Consider the following 20,322-nt stretch of genomic DNA (forward strand, 5'->3'; position numbering starts at 1 on the left):
CGCAGACTGGGTTTGTGGTTGCGGGGGGAACCTAAAATTCGCCTTTCGTAGGCCTCATGTCCCACACATGGGCCGACCAAGGGTAACCTTCAGCGATCGTGCGGGTATGTCCCACAATGCGTAGAACGAATGAGGGGCCATGAAAGGTCGCGTGCTGGTCGTCGACGACGACGCCGCTCTCGCCGAGATGCTCGGCATCGTGTTGCGCGGAGAAGGCTTCGAGCCGTCCTTCGTCTCCGACGGCGACAAGGCCCTCGACGCGTTCCGGGATACACGCCCGGACCTTGTCCTGCTCGACCTGATGCTGCCGGGCGCCGACGGTATCGACGTGGCGCGCAGGATCAGGGCGGAGTCGGGGGTGCCGATCGTGATGCTCACCGCCAAGAGCGACACGATCGACGTGGTGCTCGGGCTGGAGTCCGGCGCCGACGACTACATCGTCAAGCCGTTCAAGCCCAAGGAGCTCGTGGCGCGGGTGCGGGCGCGGCTGCGCCGCACCGACGAGCCGACGCCCGAGATCCTGCAGATCGGCGACATCACCATCGACGTGGCCGGCCACTCGGTCAAGCGCGGCGAGGAGACGATCAACCTCACGCCGCTGGAGTTCGACCTGCTCGTCGCCCTGGCCCGCAAGCCGCGCCAGGTCTTCACCCGAGAGGTCCTCCTGGAGCAGGTCTGGGGCTACCGGCACGCCGCCGACACCCGGCTGGTGAACGTGCACGTGCAGCGACTCCGCGCCAAGATCGAGAAGGACCCCGAGCACCCCGAGATCGTCGTGACGGTCCGCGGCGTGGGCTACAAAGCCGGCCCCGCCTAGCCTTCGCCCCGCCCCGCCATGCCCCCGACCAAGAAGCCTCGCCGCCGGACGATCCGCCAGATTCTCGGCGGCGTCCGCCGGAGGGTGCGCCGTGCGGCGGGCCGGGTGCGCAGCGTGTGGCGGCGCTCGCTCCAGCTCCAGGTGGTCACCAGCACGCTGGTGATCTCCGTGACCGTCGTGGTCGTCCTCGGCACGTTCCTGTCCGACGAGATCAACAGGTCCGTGGTCGAGAGCAGCCAGCAGTCGTCGCTCAACGAGGCGTACGCCGACCGGCTGCAGATCGCCGACGCGCTGATCCCGCCCTCCGACGACGGCGCCAAGGCCCCCGACACCGACCAGAAGGTCAACCCGCTCGACGAGGTCATGGACACCGTCACCGGGTCGGGCGAGGACGGCTCCAAGAAGCGCTACGACGTGCTCATACTCAACGAGGCCACGCCCGGCATGTCGCGGGCCTCGGGCCGGGTGGTGCAGGCCGACGTGCCCGCCTCGCTCCGGCAGCGCCTGCAGAAGTACATGAACCGGGCCGAGTACGGCAAGACCGAGGCCCAGATCGAGTCGATCAGGTTCGCCGGGCAGGGCCAGGCCACGCTGACGTACGTGGTCGGCGGCGTCGTGCACGAGCCCATGACCGGCGAGGACTACCAGGTCTACCACTTCTTCCCGTTCAGTGAGGAAGAGGAGCTGCTGTCCAACGTCCGGCTGGCCATCGTCGTGGTGGGGCTCGGGCTCGTCCTGCTGCTGGCCGCCATCGCGTACCTGGTCGCCCGGCAGGTCGTCACGCCCGTGCGGCTGGCCCGCCAGGCCGCCGAGCGCCTGGCCGCCGGCAAGCTGGACGAACGCCTCAAGGTGCGCGGCGAGGACGACCTCGCCCGGCTGGCGAACTCGTTCAACGAGATGGCCGCCAACCTGGCGCTCAAGATCCACCAGCTTGAGGAGCTGTCGCAGGTCCAGCGCCAGTTCGTCTCCGACGTCTCCCACGAGCTGCGCACGCCGCTGACCACCGTCCGTATGGCCGCCGACCTGCTGTACGACGCCCGCGAGGACTTCGACCCCATGGCCGCCCGCTCGGCCGAGCTGATGCAGGCCCAGCTCGAACGGTTCGAGTCGATGCTGGCCGACCTGCTGGAGATCAGCCGCTACGACGCCGGCGCCGCCACGCTCGACATCGACTCCGTGGACATGCGCGACGTCGTCCACCGGGCCATCGCCGACTCCGAGGCGCTGGCCGAGCGCCACTCCACCCGCTTCGACATCCGCCTGCCGCACGAGCCGTGCATGGTCGAGGTCGACAACCGCCGCGTCGAGCGCATCCTGCGCAACCTGCTGTTCAACGCCATCGAGCACGGCGAGGGCAGGGAGATCGTGGTGACCGTGGGGGCCGACCGGGACGCCGTCGCCGTCGCCGTGCGCGACCACGGGATCGGGCTCAAGCCGGGCGAGGAGACGATGGTGTTCGACCGGTTCTGGCGGGCCGACCCGTCCAGGGCCAGGACCATCGGCGGCACCGGGCTCGGCCTGGCCATCTCCCGCGAGGACGCAACGCTCCACGGCGGCTGGCTGCAGGCGTGGGGGCAGCCGGGCGAGGGCTCGCAGTTCCGCCTCACGCTGCCCAGGCTGGGCGGGGCCGACCTGAAGGGCTCGCCGCTGTCGCTGGTGCCGCCCGAGATCGAGATGCGGCGCACGTGGCGCAGCCACATGACGCCGGTGCTGCTCCCGGCCTCGGGGGACGGAGGCGGCCATGAGGAGGACTAGACGGGTCGGGGCCGCGGTCGCCCTGGCCGCGGCCGTGGCCTGCGCGGGCTCGGGGTGCACCGTGATCCCGGTGAGCGGGCCGTACACGGTGAGCGACACCGGGGGCGGCGATCCGCTGAACAAGCCGTTCCAGCGCATGATCGCCATCCCGCCGCGCGACGACTGGGACCCCGAGCTGCTCATCAAGGGGCTCCAGGCGGCCATGGCGGCCTACCCCGACGACCCCGCCGTGCTGGCCAGGTACCTGACGCCCAAGGCCCAGGCCAAGTGGAAGGCGTCCGGGCCGGTGACGGTGATCGAGGACGCGTACCAGGTGGAGTACCCGGGGGAGGGCGACGAGGCGGAGACGTACGGGCTCAAGGGCAAGCAGGTCGCCCGCATCGACCCCGACGACGCGTACGTGCCGCTGTCGGGGAACGCGCCCGAGCGGCTGTTCGTGCTGAAGAAGGACGCCCGGGGCGTCTACCGGGTCGACGACCTGCCGGACGGGCTGCTGCTCACCAAGTCCGACGTGGCGCGGGCGTACCGGCTGACCAACCTGTACTACCTCAACAGCGCCCGCGAGCGCCTGGTCGTCGACCGGGTGTGCCTGCGGCTCAAGCCGACCGAGACCTTCGCCCAGACCATCGTCAAGCGGCTGCTCAAGGGGCCGAGCAGCGCGCTGCGCGGCGCCGTGGGCACCGTGTTCCCCGAGGGCACGCGGGTCGAGTCGGTCGGCACCGGCGAAGACCGCGTCCTGGTCAACTTCTCGGGCCCACTCCTGCCGCTCGACCTGGGCGAGAAGGCCGCCCTGGTGGCGCAGCTCAAGTACAGCCTGACCAACAACAAGGTCGCCAACAGCCGCACCATCGAGGTGCAGGTCGACGGCGAGCAGTACTGGACCGAGCCGCCCAACCTGGAGGCCCACTGGCTGGACAACGGCGGTGGCACGCCGTACTACACCAGCAAGGGGTCCGTGCACGTCATGAGCAACGAGGGGCCGGGCGTCGCCGTGTCCGGGCCGGCGGGGGAGGGGAACACCGACTTCAAGGCGTTCGCGCTGTCCACGCAGCAGACCGGCGCGATCGTCGCGGCGCGCACCTCCACCGGCATCTCCGTCGCCGGGCTCACCCCCGAGGGCCGCTGGCAGCAGGTCATCGAGGGCGCCGACCTCACCGACCCCACCTGGCGCCGCGACGGCTCCCTGTGGACCTTCGACCAGCACAACAAGGTGGTCCTGCGGTACGACCCCAACGGCGGGCGCGGCCCCGAGCGCGTCTCGGCCCCCGGGCTCGACGGCCTCGACGTCACCGCGTTCCGGATCGCCAGGGACGGCGTGCGGGTGGCCCTGCGCACCGGCAAGAACACCGTGCAGCTCGGGGCGCTGAGCGAGGGGCTCAACGGGCCCATGCTCGGCAACCTCCAGACGCTGACCTCGACGGAGGTCGAGTACGAGATCGAGGACATCGCCTGGGAGGACGACGAGCACCTGCTGGTCCTCATCAAGAGCAAGGCCGGGCAGATCCTGAACGAGATCGACGTCGGTGACGGCGAGACCATCGGGATCCCGCTGAAGGACCGGCTGGCGGGGGTGACGGCGCTGAGCGGGCGGGTGCTCGCGGAGGCGAGCACCGACAAGGGCCCCAAGATCATCGAGCTCAACCAGGACCGGCAGGGCTGGACCAGCAAGATCGAACCCAACGCCAAGAACCCGTTCTTCCCCCTGGGCTGAGAACACCTCCTCCCTTCCGCTGAGCCGGGGCGCGTTCCGTAAGCCGCGGAACTGTCGGTGGCGGGGGGCATGCTGGGCGGCGTGTTGGCGGGGGTGCTTGATGTGTTCCTGCCGCAGTCCTGTGTGGGCTGCGGCGGTGTCGGGGCGCGGTGCTGCGCCGGGTGCGCGGCCTGGATGGCGGCCGCCCCCGCCAGGCGCGGGCCTGAACCGAGGCCGCCCGGCCTGCCCGAGTGCTGGTCGGCCGCTCCGTACGAGGGCGCGGCCCGCGCGGCGGTCCTGGCGTACAAGGAGCGGGGTGCGGTGGGGCTGGCCGGGGTGCTGGCGCAGGTGCTGGCGTTCACCGTGCTCACGGCGCTGGGCGCGGCGGCGGGGGCCGGGGCCGGGTGGGCGCGGGGGCCGTTCGCCGTCGTGCCGGTGCCGAGCGCGAGGAGGGCGCTGCGGGTCCGGGGGCACGATCCCATGGGCCGGTTGGCGGTGCTCGTCGCCCGTCACCTGGTCGCGTCGGGCGTGCGGGCCGAGCCGTGGGCGGTGCTGCGGCAGACTCGGCGGGTGTCCGACCAGGCGGGCCTGAGCTCCACGCAGCGCGCCGCGAACCTCGCCGGGTCCCTCTGTGTGGCCGGGCGCGCGAAAGGCCCTCCAGCGCCGTCTGCGCTGCTGCTGGACGACGTCCTGACCACCGGCGCCTCGCTCACCGAAGCCGCGCGAGCACTGCGCGCCGCCGGCCTGCGGGTGCCGATGGCGGCCACCGTCGCCGCGACACGCCGAAGATCTTGAAATGCTCGGCATCACTGTCGGTAAAGAAAGATCCAATTCTTGGGGACGTCTTGAAGGGGGGATGTCTCTTCCCGGGAAGAAGAGGCGGCACAGCTCAGGCGGCCGGAAGTCGCGTGGCCACAGGGGTCGGCGTGCGGTGGCACCGGGGTCATTCGGGCGTCCGGAACCCCGGGAAAATCACGGAAAGTGATCCTTTGGCAGAGCCTCCGGCTGACATTCGCCCAGGATGCGGATAGCGTTCTGACATGGCACCCGTCCGGGTCCGTGGTTGCGCAGAGTCGGTGTCCCCGGCTCTGCTAGCCGAGGCCAGCCGCAGGCAAAACGGTCCACGTAAGGCGACTCTTTGTCGACCGATCACGGTGCGGCTTAGGGGTAAGTCCTGCCTTCCCGAGGGTCCAGATGTCCCTCGCCAGAAGAGAAGGGCAGTAGTGGCAACAGAGCTGCGAAATCCTCAGCAGGCGAATGTGGGGTCGAAGACCAGGTCGGCCGGACGGGTGCCACCCGAGAACCCGGTGACGTCGTGGCGGAAGAGGGTAGCGGTGACAGAGAGGCGGACAGGAAACCCCGTCCGGTACGCACATCGTCGGGCGCTCTTGCTCAGTCGTTAGACGAAGGGGGGCTGTTGCATGGACATCATCGTCAAGGGTCGGCACACAGGAGTGAGTGACCGGTTCCGAGACCAGGTGACGACCAAGCTGGCCAGGATCGAACGTCTGGACAACAAACTCATCCGAGTCGATGTGGAGGTGTCCAAAGAACGCAACCCTCGCCTCGCCGACCAGCGCGAGCGCGTCGAACTCACCATCCATTCGAAAGGCCCGGCCATCCGCGCCGAAGCCTCGGCCGACGACCGGTTCGTAGCCCTCGACCTAGCCCTCGACAAGCTGGAAGGCCGTCTGCGCAGGCTGGCCGACCGGCGCAAGGTCCATCACGGCAACCACTGCCCGCCCTCGGTGGCGGAGCTCACCGCGACGCTCCCTGACGTCGCCGGCCCGCCGCGCCGGGGAACCAAGTCCGTCCCCGAGCCGGCCGAGTCCTACGAGGACCTGCCGGTGCAGGAGGAGAAGCTCGACGACGACATCGTCCCGATCGAGATGGACGGCGACGGTCCGCTCGTCGTGCGGGAGAAGTTCCACAGAGCGGAACCCATGACCATCGACCAGGCCATGCTCGAGATGGAACTGGTCGGGCACGACTTCTACCTGTTCCGTGACAAGGAGAGCGGCCTGCCGAGCGTGGTCTACAACCGGCGCGGGTACAACTACGGCGTGTTGCGGCTCGTAGAGCCCTGATCGCACACCGGAAGATCTTCTCGACCACCCGAGGACCGTGCCATACGTGCCATCATGGCGGTCCGACGGCTCTGGCCCCCCGACGAGGAGGAGACGTGAGCGAGCTCAGTCAGGTTCAGATGAGCGAGCGAAGCGAGGGTACTGACGGGACAACCGCCATGCGGACCGCCGCTACGGCCCCGACCGGGCGTGACAGCGGAGCGGCCGTCCGATGAGCAGGTTCCCCGTGAGCAAGGCAGGCGCAAGCCGGACCGAGGAGGGCTCGTGACCGAGTCCGGCGAGGTCCGCACGGCAGACAGCGAGCCGATCCGCGTGCTGATCGTTGACGATCACGAGCTGATCCGGCGAAGCCTGGCGTTGACGCTGGCCGCGGAGCCCGACATCGAGGTGGTCGGTGAGGCGAGCGACGGGCAGGAGGCGGTCGAACTGGCCGATCGCCTCATGCCCGACGTCGCGCTGATGGATGTGCGCATGCCCCGGCAGGACGGGATCGAGGCGACCAAGAGCATCAGGGCGTCCGTCCCGAGCACCCGCATCATCATGCTGACGGTGAGCGACGAGGAGGAGGACCTCTTCGAGGCCATCAAGGCCGGCGCCACCGGTTACCTGCTGAAGGACGTGCAGATCAACGACGTGCCCGCCGCGGTGCGCGGCGTGCACGAGGGCCAGTCCTTAATCAACCCGGCGATGGCCGCCAAGCTCATCAGCGAGTTCGCGAACATGAGCCGCAAGGAGGCCGAACGCCCGCCGCAGCTGCCCGTGCCCCGGCTGACCGACCGCGAGATGGAGGTCCTGCGCCTGGTCGCCAAGGGCATGAACAACCGTGAGATCGCCAAGCAGCTGTTCATCTCCGAGAACACGGTGAAGAACCACGTCCGCAACATCCTCGACAAGCTCCAGCTGCACTCGCGGATGGAAGCGGTGGTCTACGCGGTACGCGAACGCATGCTGGAGATCACCTGACCCTGGCCCGAGCCCGTGCGGAGGCCGCCGACCGCGCCTCCGATCACGTGGTGCGCTCCCGTGCGGAGGCTGCTGACCGCGCGATCACCTGACTGTGGCGCGGGCTCGTGCGGAGGCCGCGCGATCACTCGGCCGTGGTGCAGGCTCGTGCGGAGGCCGCCGGTCGCGTGATCACGTGACTGTGGTGCGGGTCCGCGCGGAGCATGCCGGCCGCGCCGCCGAAGCCGTTCTTCGGGGACGGTGACCCGGCGCGATCGTAGTCCCGCGTCCCCTGTTCCCCTTCTCCGGCCGTGGCGGGCGCGGCCGCAGGCGCCGGCCCGCCGCCCACCCCGCTGATCGTCTACGGCCGGGGCGCGGCCAGGAGATGGGCGAGCTCCGGAGGGTCGGTGCGTTCGACGCGTACGGCGTCGCAGCCCACCCACTCGGCGGCCGACCACAGGGCGTCGCGCAGGGCGTCGGCCCACTTGGCGGGGGACAGGCCGGGCTCCAGGTGGACCTGGCGGGCGACCAGGGTGGTGCCCTCACGAGCCGGGTCGACCCGGCCGATCAGGCGGCCCCCGGCCAGCACGGGCATCGTGAAGTAGCCGTGGACGCGCTTCTCCTTGGGCACGTAGAGCTCAAGCTGGTACTTGAAGCCGAAGACGCGCTCGGTGCGGCCGCGGTGCCAGATCAGGGAGTCGAACGGCGACAGCAGCGTCGTGCGATGGCGGCCGCGCGGCTCGGACTCCAGCGCCTGCGGGTCGGCCCACGCGTCGGCGTGGCCCCTCTTGGCCGGCCAGCCCGCCACCTTGACCGGCACCAGCCCGGCGGCGCCGCTGAGCAGCGCCTGGTCGAGCATCGCCGCGTACTTGCCCTTGAGCCGCAGGAAGTCGAGCAGGTCGGTACGGTTGGCCACCCCGAGCGACCGGCCCGCGATGGCGGCCAGCAGGACGACGCACTCCTCGTCGGACAGGTCGTCGGCCAGCAGGTCGGCGGGCACGACGCGCTCGGTCAGGTCGTAGACGCGGCGCCAGCCGACCCGGCGCACGCAGGTGATCTCACCGATGTCGAGCAGCCACTCCAGCCCGATCTTGGAGTCGGACCAGTCCCACCACGGGCCGCCGTTCTTGGCGCCGCCGACGTCGGACGTCGTGAGCGGGCCCGAGTCGCGCACCTGCTGCAGCAGCTTGTCGACGCTGTCGGGCACCTCGTGCCAGCGGTAGCGCCGGTCGCGGTAGGCGCGGCGCCGGAAGGCGTAGAGCGGCCAGTGCTCGATGGGCAGGATGCAGGCGGCGTGACACCAGTACTCGAAGCTCTGGGCGGGATCGTGCCAGTAGGCGCGCTCGACCGCGGGCCTGCCCACCGCGCCGAGGCGCGCGTAGGCGACCAGCTCGTGGGAGCGGGCCAGGACGGAGATCGTGTCGAGCTGTACGGCGCCGAGCCGGCGAAGCATGCCGCGTACCCCGGCCTTGCGCGCGTCGGCGCCGATGAGCCCTTGGGCACGCAGGATGACCCGGCGCGCCTCGTCGGCGGTCAGGTCGGTCACGTTCGTCATGCGGCGAACCCCGGACGGCTTTGGGGGACGGTAGGGCTATCCATGGGAGGAATTTAGCGGCGCCCACCGACAAAATCGGCCCGCCCCCGGTACACCCCGGACGCGGAGCGGGCCGCGAGCAACGCGCTGAGCGCGGCGGCAGGCGGGGGGCAGGGACAGGCGGGGGCCGGAGCGAGGGGCAGGCATCGGGAAGAAGGCGAGTGCGGCGCGAGGGGCAGGGGAAAGGGCAGGCCGAGCCGAGCGAGGGGCAGGGGGCAAGCCGGGCCGAGAGGGGGCACGGGCAGGCGGGTGCGGCGCGAGGGGCAGGGGGCAGGAGCGGGCCCGCCGAGCAAGGCGCAGGCCGGACCGAGCGAGGGGCAGGCGTAGGGGCAGGCAGGCCGGGGCCGAGAGGGGCAGGGGCAGGCGGGGGCGACACGCCGATGTACCGGGTTTGGGGAATTGGATGCCGAGAACAAAGAGTCAGGAGCGGGCCGGGCATGGGAACGGCGGGCGCCCGGTTCGTCGGGGCCCGCCGTGTGCCGGGTGGGTCAGCGGTGGTCTTCGGCGCGCATGCCGACGCGGGGCGCGTCGATCACCACGTCCGTGAAGATGTCGAAGACGAGGGCGAGGATGCCGCCGACGACGAACACGCCGGCACCGACCCAGACCAGCGTCCAGTTGTCGGCCGTCAGCCCGAAGCCGGCCACGATGGTGCCCACCACCATGACAGTCACGGCCAGCCACGAGGAGGCGCGCCCGCCGTGGTTGCCGAGATTCTCGGTGTGCTCGGACTTCTTCCCCTCAACCATGACTAAATCCTTCCTTTGCCGGATATCCCGCTATTGGTGCGAACCGGCGCTCAACCGGCATACCCTCTGCCTTGGCCCCATTCTCCCAGACGTGTCCGGCGCCCTCGTCGTCACGGTGGCTGTGTCTGGTTGCGGAACCGCCTACGATGGCAACCGGGGAAGTTTGTCTCGGCCTCTCCTCCTGGCGGCGCCGCCGGGGTAGACCTGCGAGGAGCTTTACATAAAGTGGCAGCCATTCTCGACAAGATCCTACGTGCCGGCGAAGGCAAGACTCTGCGCAAGCTCAAGCGGATCGCCGATCAGGTCAACTCCATCGAGGACGACTTCACGAGCCTGTCCGACGCGGAGTTGCGCGCGCTGACCGACGAGTTCAAGCAGCGTTACGCCGACGGCGAGAGCCTCGACGATCTGCTTCCCGAGGCGTTCGCGACCGTGCGCGAGGCGGCCCGCCGCGTGCTCGGCCAGCGGCACTTCGACGTGCAGATCATGGGCGGGGCCAACCTGCACATGGGCAACATCTCCGAAATGAAGACGGGTGAGGGCAAGACCCTGACCTGTACGCTGCCGGCTTACCTCAACGCGCTGGCGGGCAACGGCGTCCACGTCATCACCGTCAACGACTACCTGGTCAAGGTCGGCGCCGAGAACATGGGCCGCGTCTACCGGTTCCTGGGCATGGAAGTCGGCATGATCCTCTCCGGCCAGGCGCCGGACGAGCGGCGCAAGCAGTACGAAGCGGACATCACGTACGGCACCAACAACGAGTTCGGCTTCGACTACCTCCGCGACAACATGGCGTGGTCGCTGGAGGAGTGCGTCCAGCGTGGCCACCACTACGCCATCGTCGACGAGGTCGACTCGATCCTCATCGACGAGGCCCGCACGCCGCTGATCATCTCCGGCCCCGGCGAGCAGTCGGGCAAGTGGTACAGCGAGTTCGCCAAGATCGTTCCCAGGCTGCGCAAGGGCGTCGAGGCGAAGAACCCGGGCGAGGAGAGCACCGGCGACTACATCGTCGACGAGAAGAAGCGCACGGTCGGCGTCCTGGAGGCCGGCGTCGAGAAGGTCGAGGACTGGCTCGGCATCGACAACCTCTACAAGCCCGAGCACACCCACCTGGTCGGCTTCCTCAACAACGCGCTCAAGGCGAAAGAGCTGTTCAAGAAGGACAAGGACTACATCGTCGCCGACGGCGAGGTGCTCATCGTCGACGAGTTCACCGGCCGCGTGCTGCACGGCCGGCGCTACAACGAGGGCATGCACCAGGCCATCGAGGCCAAGGAAGGTGTGAAGATCAAGGACGAGAACCAGACTCTCGCCACGGTCACCCTCCAGAACTACTTCCGCCTCTACGCCAAGCTGTCCGGCATGACCGGTACGGCGGTCACCGAGGCCAACGAGTTCCACCAGACGTACAAGCTCGGCGTGGTGCCGATCCCGACCAACCGGCCGATGGTCCGCAAGGACCAGCCCGACGTGGTCTACAAGACCGAGGACGCCAAGTTCAACGCGGTGGTCGAGGACATCAAGGAGCGCCACGACGCCGGGCAGCCGGTCCTCGTCGGCACGACCTCGGTGGAGAAGTCCGAGCGGCTGTCCAAGGCGCTCAAGCGCCGCGGCGTGGTGCACGAGGTGCTCAACGCGAAGAACCACGCGCGTGAGGCCGCGATCGTCGCCGAGGCGGGCCGCAAGGGCGCCGTCACCGTCGCCACGAACATGGCCGGTCGAGGCACCGACATCATGCTCGGCGGCAACTCCGAGTTCCGCGCCGACCTCGAGCTGCGCCAGCGCGGCCTCGACCCGGTCGAGACGCCGGAGGAGTACGAGAAGGCCTACCCCGAGGCGCTGGAGAAGGCCAGGGCGGCCGTCAAGGCCGAGCACGACGAGGTCACCCAGCTCGGCGGCCTCTACGTGCTGGGCACCGAGCGCCACGAGTCGCGACGCATCGACAACCAGCTCCGCGGCCGTTCCGGCCGTCAGGGCGACCCCGGTGAGTCGCGCTTCTACCTCTCGCTCGGCGACGACCTGATGCGCCTGTTCAACGCGGCCAGGGTCGAGATGATCATGAACAGGCTGAGCATCCCCGACGACCAGCCGATCGAGTCGGGCATCGTCTCCAAGGCCATCGCCTCCGCCCAGCACCAGGTCGAGCAGCAGAACTTCGAGATCCGCAAGGAAGTTCTGAAGTACGACGAGGTCATGAACCGGCAGCGCAAGGTGATCTACTCCGAGCGCCGCCGCGTGCTGGAGGGCGCCGACCTGCACGAGCAGGTGCGCGGCTTCGTCGGCGACGTGATCGACGGCTACGTCGCGGGCGCCACCTCCGAGGGCTTCGCCGAGGAGTGGGACCTCGACAGGTTGTGGAAGGCGTTCGGCGATCTCTACCCCGTCACGGTCACGATCGACAACCTCGTCGAGGAGGCCGGCAGCCGCGAGGAGCTGACCGCCGAGTTCATCTCCGAGAAGATCAAGGCAGACGCCCTGGAGGCGTACGCCAGGCGCGAGGAGCAGCTCGGGGCCGAGGCCACGCGTAACTTCGAGCGCCAGGTCATCCTGTCGGTGCTCGACCGCAAGTGGCGCGAGCACCTCTACGAGATGGACTACCTGCGCGAGGGCATCGGCATGCGGGCCTACGCGCAGAAGGACCCGCAGATCGAGTACCAGCGCGAGGGCTTCGAGATGTTCTCGGCGATGCTGGAGGGCATCAAGGAGGACTCCGTCGGCTTCCTGTTCAACCTCGAGGTCGAGGTGCAGGAGAACCCGATCGTCGAGGAGGAGGACGCCGCGGTCACCGAGACGCGGTCGATCATCTCCACCGCCCTGCGCGCGCCGCAGCGCCCGACCGAGCTCGAATACTCCGCCCCCGGCGAGCAGGGCGACGTCGAGCACACGCGGGTAGCCACCACGTCGGCCGAGCGGGCCGCGTACGGGAACGTCGAGCGCAACGCGCCCTGCCCCTGCGGGTCGGGCAAGAAGTACAAGCGCTGCCACGGCGACCCGAAGAACGCCGTCTGACACGCTGAGGCGAGCCTGAGCGGGCCCCCGCCCCCTGCGCGAGCAGGGGGACGGGGGCTTCGTCGTTCGCGCGGGGGCGACTAGGGAGCCGGCGGGGCGGGGGGTTCGTGACCGGGGGTGGGGATGTTCAGTCGGCGGATCAGGAACGCGAAGATCAGATAATAGAGAACGAAATACAGCAGCCCGAAGCCGATGATCAGCCCGAGCCGGTGGGTGTTCGATTTGCTGGCGTTCAGCAGCATGTCTATGGCCCCGCCGGAGAAGGTGAAGCCGAGCCGCGCGCCCAATTCCGCCATCAGGGCCATCGACAGCCCGGTCAGCAGGGCGTGCACCACGAAAAGCACCGGCGCCACGAAAATGAAGGCGAATTCCAGCGGCTCGGTTATGCCGGTGATGAATGCCGTCAGCCCCGCCGACAACATGATGCCGCCCACGGACTTGCGGCGTTCCGGCGGAGCCGCCCGCCACATGGCGATGGCGGCCCCGAGCAGCCCGAACATCATGACGGGGAAGAAGCCGGTCATGAAGATGCCGGCGCCCTGCTCGCCGGCGAAGTAGCAGTTCAGGTCGCCGGCGGCGTTCCGGGTGGCGCCGTTCACGCCGGCGTGGCACTCGGGCAGGGTGAACCAGACGATGGTGTTGAGGAAGTGGTGCAGGCCGACGGGGATCAGCAGGCGGTTGGCCACGCCGTAGATGCCGGTGCCCGCGGTCCCGTGGGCCGAGAGCCAGTCGCCCACGCCGGACAGCCAGTCGCCCACCGGACGCCAGACCAGCCCGAACACGACGCCGAGCACCAGTGCGGCGACGGCGGTGATGATCGGGACCGAGCGGCGTCCGCCGAAGAAGGCCAGCCACGGGGGCGGTTTCAGCCGGTAGAAGCGCTGCCAGAGCAGCGCCGCGGTGATGCCGATGACGATGCCGCCGAGCACGCCGGTGGGGTTCTGGGCGCCGAGGTTGAGCATCGGGCCCTGAGGGGTGGTGACGATGACCTTGTCGTAGACCGCGCCGTGGCCCGCGTCGTAGAAGAGCGTGCGGCTGACGCGGTCGAACACCAGGTAGCCGACCAGGGCGGCGAGGGCGGTGGAGCCGTCGGACTTGCGCGCGAACCCGATCGCGACGCCGATCGCGAACAGGACGGGCAGGTTGTCGAACAGGGCGCCGCCGGCCGCGGCCAGGACGTTGGCGACGGGCAGCATCCAGGGCAGGAGGCCGCCGAGGCCGTCCTTGCCGAGCAGGTCGTCCTGGCCGAAGCGGAAGAGCAGGCCGGCGGCGGGCAGTACGGCGATGGGCATCATGAGCGAGCGGCCGATGCGCTGCAGCACCGCGAACGTCGCCGACCAGGGCGACGCGCCCATGGTCCTCACCCCCGCTCGGTGGTCCGTCAGCGGGGGAATGCCAGGTTCCTACCACGGCGGGCGTGGCGGAAAACGGGCGCTAGGTCTCGCCGGAGTCGAGGTCGGGCTCGGGTTCCCGGCCCGGTGTCATGATGTCGAACCTGCGGATGAGGAAGGTGAACACGACGTAGTACACGACGCCGTAGATCAGGCCGAGCAGCAGGATGCCGGGCAGGTTCTGGGTGTTGGACTTGCTGACGTTCAGCAGCATGTCGAGCAGGCCCGCGGAGAAGCCGAAGCCGAGCTGCCCGCCGATGAGCGTGGTGAGCGCCATCGCCAGGCCGGTCAGGACGGCGTGCGCGACCAGCAGTGCGGGCGCGACGAAGATGAACGCGAACTCGATCGGCTCGGTGATGCCGGTGACGAACGAGGCCAGCCCGGCCGAGAGCATGATGCCGCCCACCGTGGCCCGGCGGTGCGGGGGCGCGGCCCGCCACATGGCCAGGGCGGCGGCGGGCAGGGCGAACATCATGACGGGGAAGAAGCCGGCCATGAACTGGCCGGAGTGCGGGGCGCCGCCGAAGTAGCAGTTCCAGTCGCCGCCCAGCACGTGACCGCCCACCTCGCACTGCGGCACGACGTACCAGACGACCGAGTTCACGAAGTGGTGCAGGCCGAGCGGGATGAGCAGGCGGTTGATCAGGCCGTAGATGCCGGTGCCGATCGGGCCGATGGCGGCCAGGGCCTCGCCGGCGTGCCGGATCCACTCGCCGAGGACCGGCCAGAGCCAGCCGAACAGCACGCCGAGGAGCAGCGCGACGATGGAGGTGATGATCGGCACGAACCGGCGTCCGCCGAAGAAGGCCAGCCACGGCGGCAGCTTGATGCGGTGGAAGCGCTGCCACAGGAGCGCGGTGACCAGGCCCATCACGATGCCGCCGAGCACCTTGGTGGGGTTCTGCATGCCGTAGTTGATGACCTCTTTGATGCCCTGGTCCTGCACCTGGCGGATGGCCACGGTGTCGCGGATGTCGGAGCCGAAGAACATCACCTTGGTCACCCGGTCGAACACCAGGTAGCCGACGACGGCGGCGAGCGCCGTGGTGCCGTCGGCCTTGCGGGCGAAGCCGATGGCCACGCCCACCGCGAACAGCAGCGGCAGGTTCTGGAACAGCGCGTCCCCGGCCGCGGCCAGCACCTCGGCGACCTGGCTCATCCAGGCGAACCCGGGCACGTCGGCCAGGCCGCCGGGGGCGGGGCCGTTGGAGCCCAGCATGTCGGGCTGCCCGAACCGGAAGAGCAGCGCGGCCGCGGGCAGGGCCGCGATGGGCAGCATCAGCGAGCGGCCCAGCCGCTGGAGCACGTTCATCACGCGTGCGAACGGCGAAGGCCGGGCGGCGGCGGTGGTCTCGTTCACCGGGCGTTCCTCCGGGGGGTGGGAGTCAGGCGTCCGCCGGGCAGGCCGTCCGGGCCCGGCGGAGTGGCCTTAGCCCCGTCTAACGGGCATTTCGAGGATGGTCCGCAGCTGATAGCGGTCAGCGCGGTAGGTGGACACGCCGAGCTCCGCGCAGACGCCGCCGGAGAAGGACCTGCGCTGGAGCAGCAGCACGGCGCCGCCGCGCGGCAGCTTCAGCAGGTCGGCGTCACTCGGGTCGGCGATGCCGCCGTCGATGGTGAGCTCGCCGGCGTCCATGACCAGCCCGTAGCGGCTCTCCAGCAGCTCGTACAGCGATTTGTCCGACAGGTCGTCATCGGCCAGGTCGGGGGCGAGCTTGACCGGGATGTGTGCCCGTTCGATGGACAGCGGCTCGCCGTCGGCCGTGCGCAGGCGTTCGATGAAGTGCACTTCCTCACCCGGCTGGATCCCCAGCTCCTTGGCCAGGTGAGCGCTGGCCCGCACGATGCGGCGGTCGAGGTCGCGCGAGCCCGGGATCATCCCGCGCGCCCTCATGTCGTCGGTGAAGGACGTGAGCTGCAGCGCCAGCTCGATCTTGGGCCTGGCCACGAACGTGCCCTTGCCCGGCACGCGGTGCAGGCGGCCCTCGGAGACCAGGTGGTCGACGGCCTGCCGTACGGTCATCCTGGACAGGCCGAACCGCTGGCAGAGCTCCCGCTCGGACGGGATTGCCGCGCCGATGCTGAGCTCGTTGCTGTCAATGAGGTCCAGCAGGATCTCGCGAAGCTGGAAGTACTTGGGCACCGGGCTATCCGGATCGATGTGCGCCACGGATCCTCCCCTCGATCGGCAAAGAAGAAATCTGGATCTGGTGGTGCGGCAGTCTATGGGCAGATTTCTTGTTTGGTGGTCATGGGCTATGGTTCGTACTGGTCTAGTCCGGACTAGACCACATGTCGCGAAAGACGGTCAAGTCCGACGCCGGATGAATCGAGGGATGAGCTCAGGATGACCACCAAGATGCGCAGTGAGATCGCCGAGCAGCCGCAAGCGCTGCGGGCCACGCTCGACGCCCTGCTCCCCAGGGTGGGCGAGGTGAAGGCGGTGGGCGAGCAGACTCGCCAGCTGCTGTTCATCGCGCGTGGAACCTCCGACAACGCCGCAGTCTACGGCCGCTACCTGGTCGAGTCCCACGCGGGCCGGATGGGCGCGCTGGCCGCGCCGTCCATCGCGACCACCTACCGGCGCAAGCTCGACCTCGACGGCGTGCTGGCCGTCGCGATCTCCCAGTCGGGCCGTACGGAGGAGATCGTCGAGACCCTGGCCTGGGCCAAGGACTGCGGCGCGAAGACGGTCGGCATCACCAACGGCGGCGAGGACAGCCCGCTGGCCCAGGCGGCCGACGTTGCGCTGTGCACGCTGGCCGGCGAGGAGAAGGCCGTCCCGGCGACCAAGACCTACACCACGCAGCTCGCCGCGCTGGCCGTGCTCGCGCTGGGCCTCGGCGCCGACGTGAACGCCGAGGACCTGCGGCGGGTGCCCGACGCGGTCGAGAAGCTGATCGCCGAGCCGGGCGACCTGGACGCGGTCGTCGAGGGGCTGCTGGACAAGCCGGGCGTGGTCGTGTCCGGACGCGGGCTCGCCTTCTCCACGGCCCTGGAGACCGCGCTCAAGCTCAAGGAGGCCTGCTACCTGCACGCCATGGGCCTGTCCTACGCCGACCTGCTGCACGGCCCGATCGCCGTGGTCGACGCCGACACCCCGGCGCTGCTGGTGGCCGCCGAGAACAGCCCCACGCTGTCCGGCACGGTGGCCCTGGCCGAGCGGGTCGTGGCGGCGGGCGCGGCGGCGTACACGATCGGCGGCGGCGACGCGCTCGCGCAGGCCGGCACGGCCGCGCTGAACGGCCCCGACCTGCCCGAATGGGTGGCGCCGATGGGCCTGATCATCCCCGGCCAGCTCCTCACCGAAGCGCTGGCCCGGCGTCTCGGCATCGACCCCGACTCGCCGCGCGGCCTCAACAAGGTCACGCAGACGGACTGAGCGGGGCACCTCGTTTAGCCTGGTCACGGAGTTGGAACGAGGGAGGACCGGATGGCGGCGGATGTGAATGCGATCATCGCCGGTCTCGGCGGTGCCGACAACATCATCGAGATCGAGCCCTGCATCACCCGGTTGCGCACCGAAGTGCACGACGCGTCCAAGGTCGACCAGGCCGCCCTCAAGGCGGCGGGGGCGCACGGCGTGATGGCCGCGGGGAACGTGGTCCAGGTCGTCGTGGGGCCCGAGGCGGACACGATCGCCAGCGACATCGAGGACATCATCGGCTAAGGGCGAGACCATGACGACTGTTCTCGCCCCGGTCGAGGGGGCGGCTGTGGGGTTGGCCGCCGTGCCCGATCCGGTTTTCTCCGCGGGCATGGTGGGACCGGGAACGGCGATCGACCCGCTGCGGGGGCCCGGCAAGGCCGTAGCCCCCATAGCGGGAAAGATTATGAAACTGCATCCGCATGCCTACGTCATCGTGGGGGACGACGGCAGGGGCGTGCTGGTGCACCTGGGCATCGACACGGTCCAGCTGAAGGGGAAGGGGTTCCAGCTGCTGGCGGCCGAGGGCGACAGGGTCAGAGCGGGGCAGCCCGTCGTGGCGTGGGACCCGTCCGTCGTCGAGGCCGGCGGACGATCCCCGGTCTGCCCCGTCGTGGCCCTGGACGCCCTCTCGGAGTCGGTGACCGGCATCGTGCAGGGGGCGGTGCACGTGGGGGACGAGCTGTTCACATGGATGTAGACACCGTCGGCGCGGTCCCCGAGATCGGCGTACGGCGCCTCATCGGCACGGTCGTACCGGCAGAAGACGCCACAATAGGCGTGCCCCAGCCATGCCGGCGCCCGGCCCGACCCCGAGCGGCCGGCCGCCATACACGCAAAAGTCCAGCTGGTCTGGACCGGGTACAGAAGGAGAGGCTCATGGGTGAGCGCAAGGTCACGGTCGCGGCGGAGGTGGGTCTGCACGCCCGTCCCGCGGCGACGTTCGTGAAACGGGCCCAGCTGGCCCCGATGGACATCAGCGTCGCCAAGGCCAGCGGCGGCGGGGCCCCGGTCAACGGCAAGAGCATCCTCGCCATCATGGCGCTCGACGTCCGGCAGGGCGAGACCGTCGTGATCCGGGCGGAGGGCGACGGCTCCGAGGAGATCCTGGACGAACTGGCCACGATCGCCGGAGCGCCATGAACCTGCGGGGGGTTGGGGTCAGCCCGGGAATCGGGCACGGCCCCGCGTACGTTCTGACCGCCTCTGTGCCCGAACCCCCCGAGGGCAGCACCTACACCGGTGAGGCGGAACAGGAGAAGGAGCGGGCCGCGGCCGCGCTCTCCCAGGTCGCGGGCGAGCTCGAGGCCCGCGGCAACCAGGCGGGCGGCGAGGCCGAGGAGATCCTCAAGGCCCAGGCGCTGATGGCCGAGGACCCCGGTCTGGTGGTGAAGGTCAGGACCTTCATCGACCGGGGTCTCGCCGCTCCCCGGGCGGTCTTCGAGGCGTTCACGAAGTACCGGGACGTGCTCACCGGGGCCGGCGGCTACCTGGGCGAGCGGGCCGCCGACCTCGACGACATCAGGGACCGGGTGATCGCCCTGCTGACCGGGCACCCGATGCCGGGTCTGCCGGTCGCCCCCGAGGTGCCGTACGTGCTGGTCGCGGCCGACCTGGCGCCCGCCGACACGGCGCTGCTGTCCAGGCGGGACGTGGCCGGGTTCGTCACCGAGCAGGGCGGCCCCACGAGCCACACCGCGATCATGGCACGGGCGATGGGCGTGCCCGCCGTGGTCGCCTGCCCGGGGGCGACCGGCATCCCCGCCGGCGTCCCGGTCCTGGTGGACGGCACGACGGGCGAGGTGAGCCTGGAGCCGTCCGACGATCATGTGGCCGGGGCGCGGGACGCGGCGGCGGCGAAGCGGGCGGCGATCGGCGCGGCCAAGGGGCCGGGCCGGACCGCCGACGGGCACGCGGTGCCGCTGCTGGCCAACGTCGCCGGCCCCGCCGAGTTGGAGGAGGCGCTGGCCGCCGGGGCGGAGGGCGTCGGGCTCTACCGGACCGAGTTCCTCTTCCTCGACAGGGCCGAGGCCCCGGCCGTCGAGGAGCAGCAGCGGGCCTACCGGGCGGCGCTGGAGGCCGTGCCGGGCGCCACCGTGGTCGTGCGCACGCTCGACGCCGGCGCCGACAAGCCGCTGCGGTTCCTGCCCGCCCCCGCCGAGCCGAACCCGGCGCTGGGGGAGCGCGGGCTGCGCCTGTTCAGGCGCTTCCCCGAGGTGATGGACGCCCAGTTGCGCGCGCTGGCGGCGGCGGCCGAGGACGCGCCGGCCGAGCTGCTGGTGATGGCGCCCATGGTGGCCACGGCCGAGGAGGCCAGATGGTTCGCCGACGCCTGCCGGGCGCGCGGGTTGTCCAAGGTGGGCGTCATGATCGAGATCCCGTCGGCGGCGCTGCGGGCCGGGCAGCTGGCCGGGGTGGTGGACTTCGTCTCGCTCGGCACCAACGACCTGGCCCAGTACGCCTTCGCCGCCGACCGCCAGCTCGGCACGGTGAGCGGGCTCCAGGACCCGTGGCAGCCGGCGCTGCTCGACCTGATCGCCATGTCCTGCGGCCACGGCAAGCCGGTGGGCATCTGCGGTGAGGCGGCCGCCGACCCGGCTCTGGCGTGCGTGCTGGTCGGGCTGGGGGCGACCACGCTGTCGATGGGGGCGGGGGCGCTGGCGGGCGTACGGGCGGCGCTGGCCGCGCACACGCTGGAGCAGTGCCGGCTGGCGGCGCGCAACGCGCGGGCCCAGGTCACGGCGGCGAACGCGCGCGCGGTCGCGCGCACCCACCTGCCGGGGCTCGCGGCGCTGGGGGTGTGAACGGGCCGTTTTCGGGTCGCCGGGCTCGTACGGGCCGCGGCATGGATACCT

General features: G+C 70.3%; 17 protein-coding genes. 12 read left to right on the plus strand and 5 right to left on the minus strand.

The window, feature by feature from the left end:
* Nucleotides 1-139: 139 nt before the first annotated feature.
* From mtrA to ABZ444_RS00370, 6 genes are all read left to right on the plus strand, one after another.
* Nucleotides 140-817, plus strand: a complete 678-nt coding sequence (gene mtrA, locus ABZ444_RS00345) for an MtrAB system response regulator MtrA (protein WP_043620615.1) — start codon at nt 140-142, stop codon at nt 815-817.
* Nucleotides 818-835: 18 nt separating this feature from the next.
* Complete coding sequence (gene mtrB, locus ABZ444_RS00350; protein ID WP_357990535.1) at nt 836-2,572, plus strand: MtrAB system histidine kinase MtrB; 1,737 nt, start codon at nt 836-838, stop codon at nt 2,570-2,572.
* The gene (locus ABZ444_RS00355; protein ID WP_357990538.1) at nt 2,559-4,283 is read left to right on the plus strand and encodes an LpqB family beta-propeller domain-containing protein; all 1,725 of its coding nucleotides are present in this window, start codon (nt 2,559-2,561) and stop codon (nt 4,281-4,283) included. The genes mtrB and ABZ444_RS00355 overlap by 14 nt, the downstream gene beginning before the upstream one ends.
* Before the next feature lie 93 nt (nt 4,284-4,376).
* Nucleotides 4,377-5,057 (plus strand): ComF family protein, encoded by a 681-nt coding sequence (locus ABZ444_RS00360; RefSeq protein WP_357990541.1) that lies wholly within the window; start codon nt 4,377-4,379, stop codon nt 5,055-5,057.
* Between the two features lie 626 nt (nt 5,058-5,683).
* The gene (gene raiA / locus ABZ444_RS00365; RefSeq protein WP_357990544.1) at nt 5,684-6,349 is read left to right on the plus strand and encodes a ribosome-associated translation inhibitor RaiA; all 666 of its coding nucleotides are present in this window, start codon (nt 5,684-5,686) and stop codon (nt 6,347-6,349) included.
* A gap of 264 nt (nt 6,350-6,613) precedes the next feature.
* Nucleotides 6,614-7,312 carry a response regulator transcription factor gene (locus ABZ444_RS00370; protein ID WP_352326269.1) on the plus strand — a complete coding sequence of 233 codons (699 nt, stop codon included), beginning with the start codon at nt 6,614-6,616 and terminating at the stop codon, nt 7,310-7,312.
* 340 nt (nt 7,313-7,652) lie between these two features.
* Here the strand turns inward: ABZ444_RS00370 and ABZ444_RS00375 are convergent, their stop codons facing one another.
* Both ABZ444_RS00375 and ABZ444_RS00380 read right to left on the minus strand, forming a co-directional pair.
* Entirely contained in the window at nt 7,653-8,846 is a 1,194-nt protein-coding gene (locus tag ABZ444_RS00375; RefSeq protein WP_357990547.1) for a crosslink repair DNA glycosylase YcaQ family protein, read from the minus strand.
* A 527-nt stretch (nt 8,847-9,373) separates the two neighbouring features.
* The gene (locus ABZ444_RS00380; RefSeq protein ID WP_357970282.1) at nt 9,374-9,634 is read right to left on the minus strand and encodes an HGxxPAAW family protein; all 261 of its coding nucleotides are present in this window, start codon (nt 9,632-9,634) and stop codon (nt 9,374-9,376) included.
* Nucleotides 9,635-9,859: 225 nt separating this feature from the next.
* On the opposite strand from ABZ444_RS00380, the gene secA reads away from it, so the two are divergent.
* On the plus strand, nt 9,860-12,649 hold the full coding sequence (gene secA / locus ABZ444_RS00385) for a preprotein translocase subunit SecA (protein WP_357990550.1): 2,790 nt from the start codon (nt 9,860-9,862) through the stop codon (nt 12,647-12,649).
* A gap of 80 nt (nt 12,650-12,729) precedes the next feature.
* Here the strand turns inward: secA and ABZ444_RS00390 are convergent, their stop codons facing one another.
* From ABZ444_RS00390 to ABZ444_RS00400, 3 genes are all read right to left on the minus strand, one after another.
* Nucleotides 12,730-14,004 (minus strand): PTS transporter subunit EIIC, encoded by a 1,275-nt coding sequence (locus ABZ444_RS00390; RefSeq protein WP_357990553.1) that lies wholly within the window; start codon nt 14,002-14,004, stop codon nt 12,730-12,732.
* A 79-nt stretch (nt 14,005-14,083) separates the two neighbouring features.
* Entirely contained in the window at nt 14,084-15,400 is a 1,317-nt protein-coding gene (locus tag ABZ444_RS00395) for a PTS transporter subunit EIIC (protein ID WP_357990555.1), read from the minus strand.
* Between the two features lie 69 nt (nt 15,401-15,469).
* Complete coding sequence (locus tag ABZ444_RS00400) at nt 15,470-16,210, minus strand: GntR family transcriptional regulator (protein ID WP_352349295.1); 741 nt, start codon at nt 16,208-16,210, stop codon at nt 15,470-15,472.
* A gap of 177 nt (nt 16,211-16,387) precedes the next feature.
* On the opposite strand from ABZ444_RS00400, the gene ABZ444_RS00405 reads away from it, so the two are divergent.
* From ABZ444_RS00405 to ptsP, 5 genes are all read left to right on the plus strand, one after another.
* Nucleotides 16,388-17,422 (plus strand): SIS domain-containing protein, encoded by a 1,035-nt coding sequence (locus ABZ444_RS00405; protein WP_357990558.1) that lies wholly within the window; start codon nt 16,388-16,390, stop codon nt 17,420-17,422.
* 51 nt (nt 17,423-17,473) lie between these two features.
* On the plus strand, nt 17,474-17,710 hold the full coding sequence (locus ABZ444_RS00410) for a PTS glucose/sucrose transporter subunit IIB (RefSeq protein ID WP_352349299.1): 237 nt from the start codon (nt 17,474-17,476) through the stop codon (nt 17,708-17,710).
* A 10-nt stretch (nt 17,711-17,720) separates the two neighbouring features.
* Complete coding sequence (locus tag ABZ444_RS00415; protein ID WP_357990561.1) at nt 17,721-18,167, plus strand: PTS glucose transporter subunit IIA; 447 nt, start codon at nt 17,721-17,723, stop codon at nt 18,165-18,167.
* 179 nt (nt 18,168-18,346) lie between these two features.
* Nucleotides 18,347-18,610 carry an HPr family phosphocarrier protein gene (locus ABZ444_RS00420; RefSeq protein ID WP_357970294.1) on the plus strand — a complete coding sequence of 88 codons (264 nt, stop codon included), beginning with the start codon at nt 18,347-18,349 and terminating at the stop codon, nt 18,608-18,610.
* On the plus strand, nt 18,607-20,271 hold the full coding sequence (gene ptsP, locus ABZ444_RS00425; protein ID WP_357990564.1) for a phosphoenolpyruvate--protein phosphotransferase: 1,665 nt from the start codon (nt 18,607-18,609) through the stop codon (nt 20,269-20,271). The genes ABZ444_RS00420 and ptsP overlap by 4 nt, the downstream gene beginning before the upstream one ends.
* The last annotated feature ends 51 nt before the right edge of the window (nt 20,272-20,322 follow it).

Origin of the sequence: Nonomuraea sp. NPDC005730 (assembly GCF_040630865.1) — a bacterium.
GTDB lineage: Bacteria > Actinomycetota > Actinomycetes > Streptosporangiales > Streptosporangiaceae > Nonomuraea.

Excerpts from the sequence above, each read along its gene's own strand:
- mtrA (WP_043620615.1), top strand. The coding sequence starts at position 140 with ATGAAAGGTCGCGTGCTGGTCGTCGACGACGACGCCGCTCTCGCCGAG.
- mtrB (WP_357990535.1), top strand. The coding sequence starts at position 836 with ATGCCCCCGACCAAGAAGCCTCGCCGCCGGACGATCCGCCAGATTCTC.
- ABZ444_RS00355 (WP_357990538.1), top strand. The coding sequence starts at position 2,559 with ATGAGGAGGACTAGACGGGTCGGGGCCGCGGTCGCCCTGGCCGCGGCC.
- raiA (WP_357990544.1), top strand. The coding sequence starts at position 5,684 with ATGGACATCATCGTCAAGGGTCGGCACACAGGAGTGAGTGACCGGTTC.
- ABZ444_RS00375 (WP_357990547.1), bottom strand. The coding sequence starts at position 8,846 with ATGACGAACGTGACCGACCTGACCGCCGACGAGGCGCGCCGGGTCATC.
- ABZ444_RS00380 (WP_357970282.1), bottom strand. The coding sequence starts at position 9,634 with ATGGTTGAGGGGAAGAAGTCCGAGCACACCGAGAATCTCGGCAACCAC.
- ABZ444_RS00390 (WP_357990553.1), bottom strand. The coding sequence starts at position 14,004 with ATGGGCGCGTCGCCCTGGTCGGCGACGTTCGCGGTGCTGCAGCGCATC.
- ABZ444_RS00405 (WP_357990558.1), top strand. The coding sequence starts at position 16,388 with ATGACCACCAAGATGCGCAGTGAGATCGCCGAGCAGCCGCAAGCGCTG.
- ABZ444_RS00410 (WP_352349299.1), top strand. The coding sequence starts at position 17,474 with ATGGCGGCGGATGTGAATGCGATCATCGCCGGTCTCGGCGGTGCCGAC.
- ABZ444_RS00415 (WP_357990561.1), top strand. The coding sequence starts at position 17,721 with ATGACGACTGTTCTCGCCCCGGTCGAGGGGGCGGCTGTGGGGTTGGCC.
- ABZ444_RS00420 (WP_357970294.1), top strand. The coding sequence starts at position 18,347 with ATGGGTGAGCGCAAGGTCACGGTCGCGGCGGAGGTGGGTCTGCACGCC.
- ptsP (WP_357990564.1), top strand. The coding sequence starts at position 18,607 with ATGAACCTGCGGGGGGTTGGGGTCAGCCCGGGAATCGGGCACGGCCCC.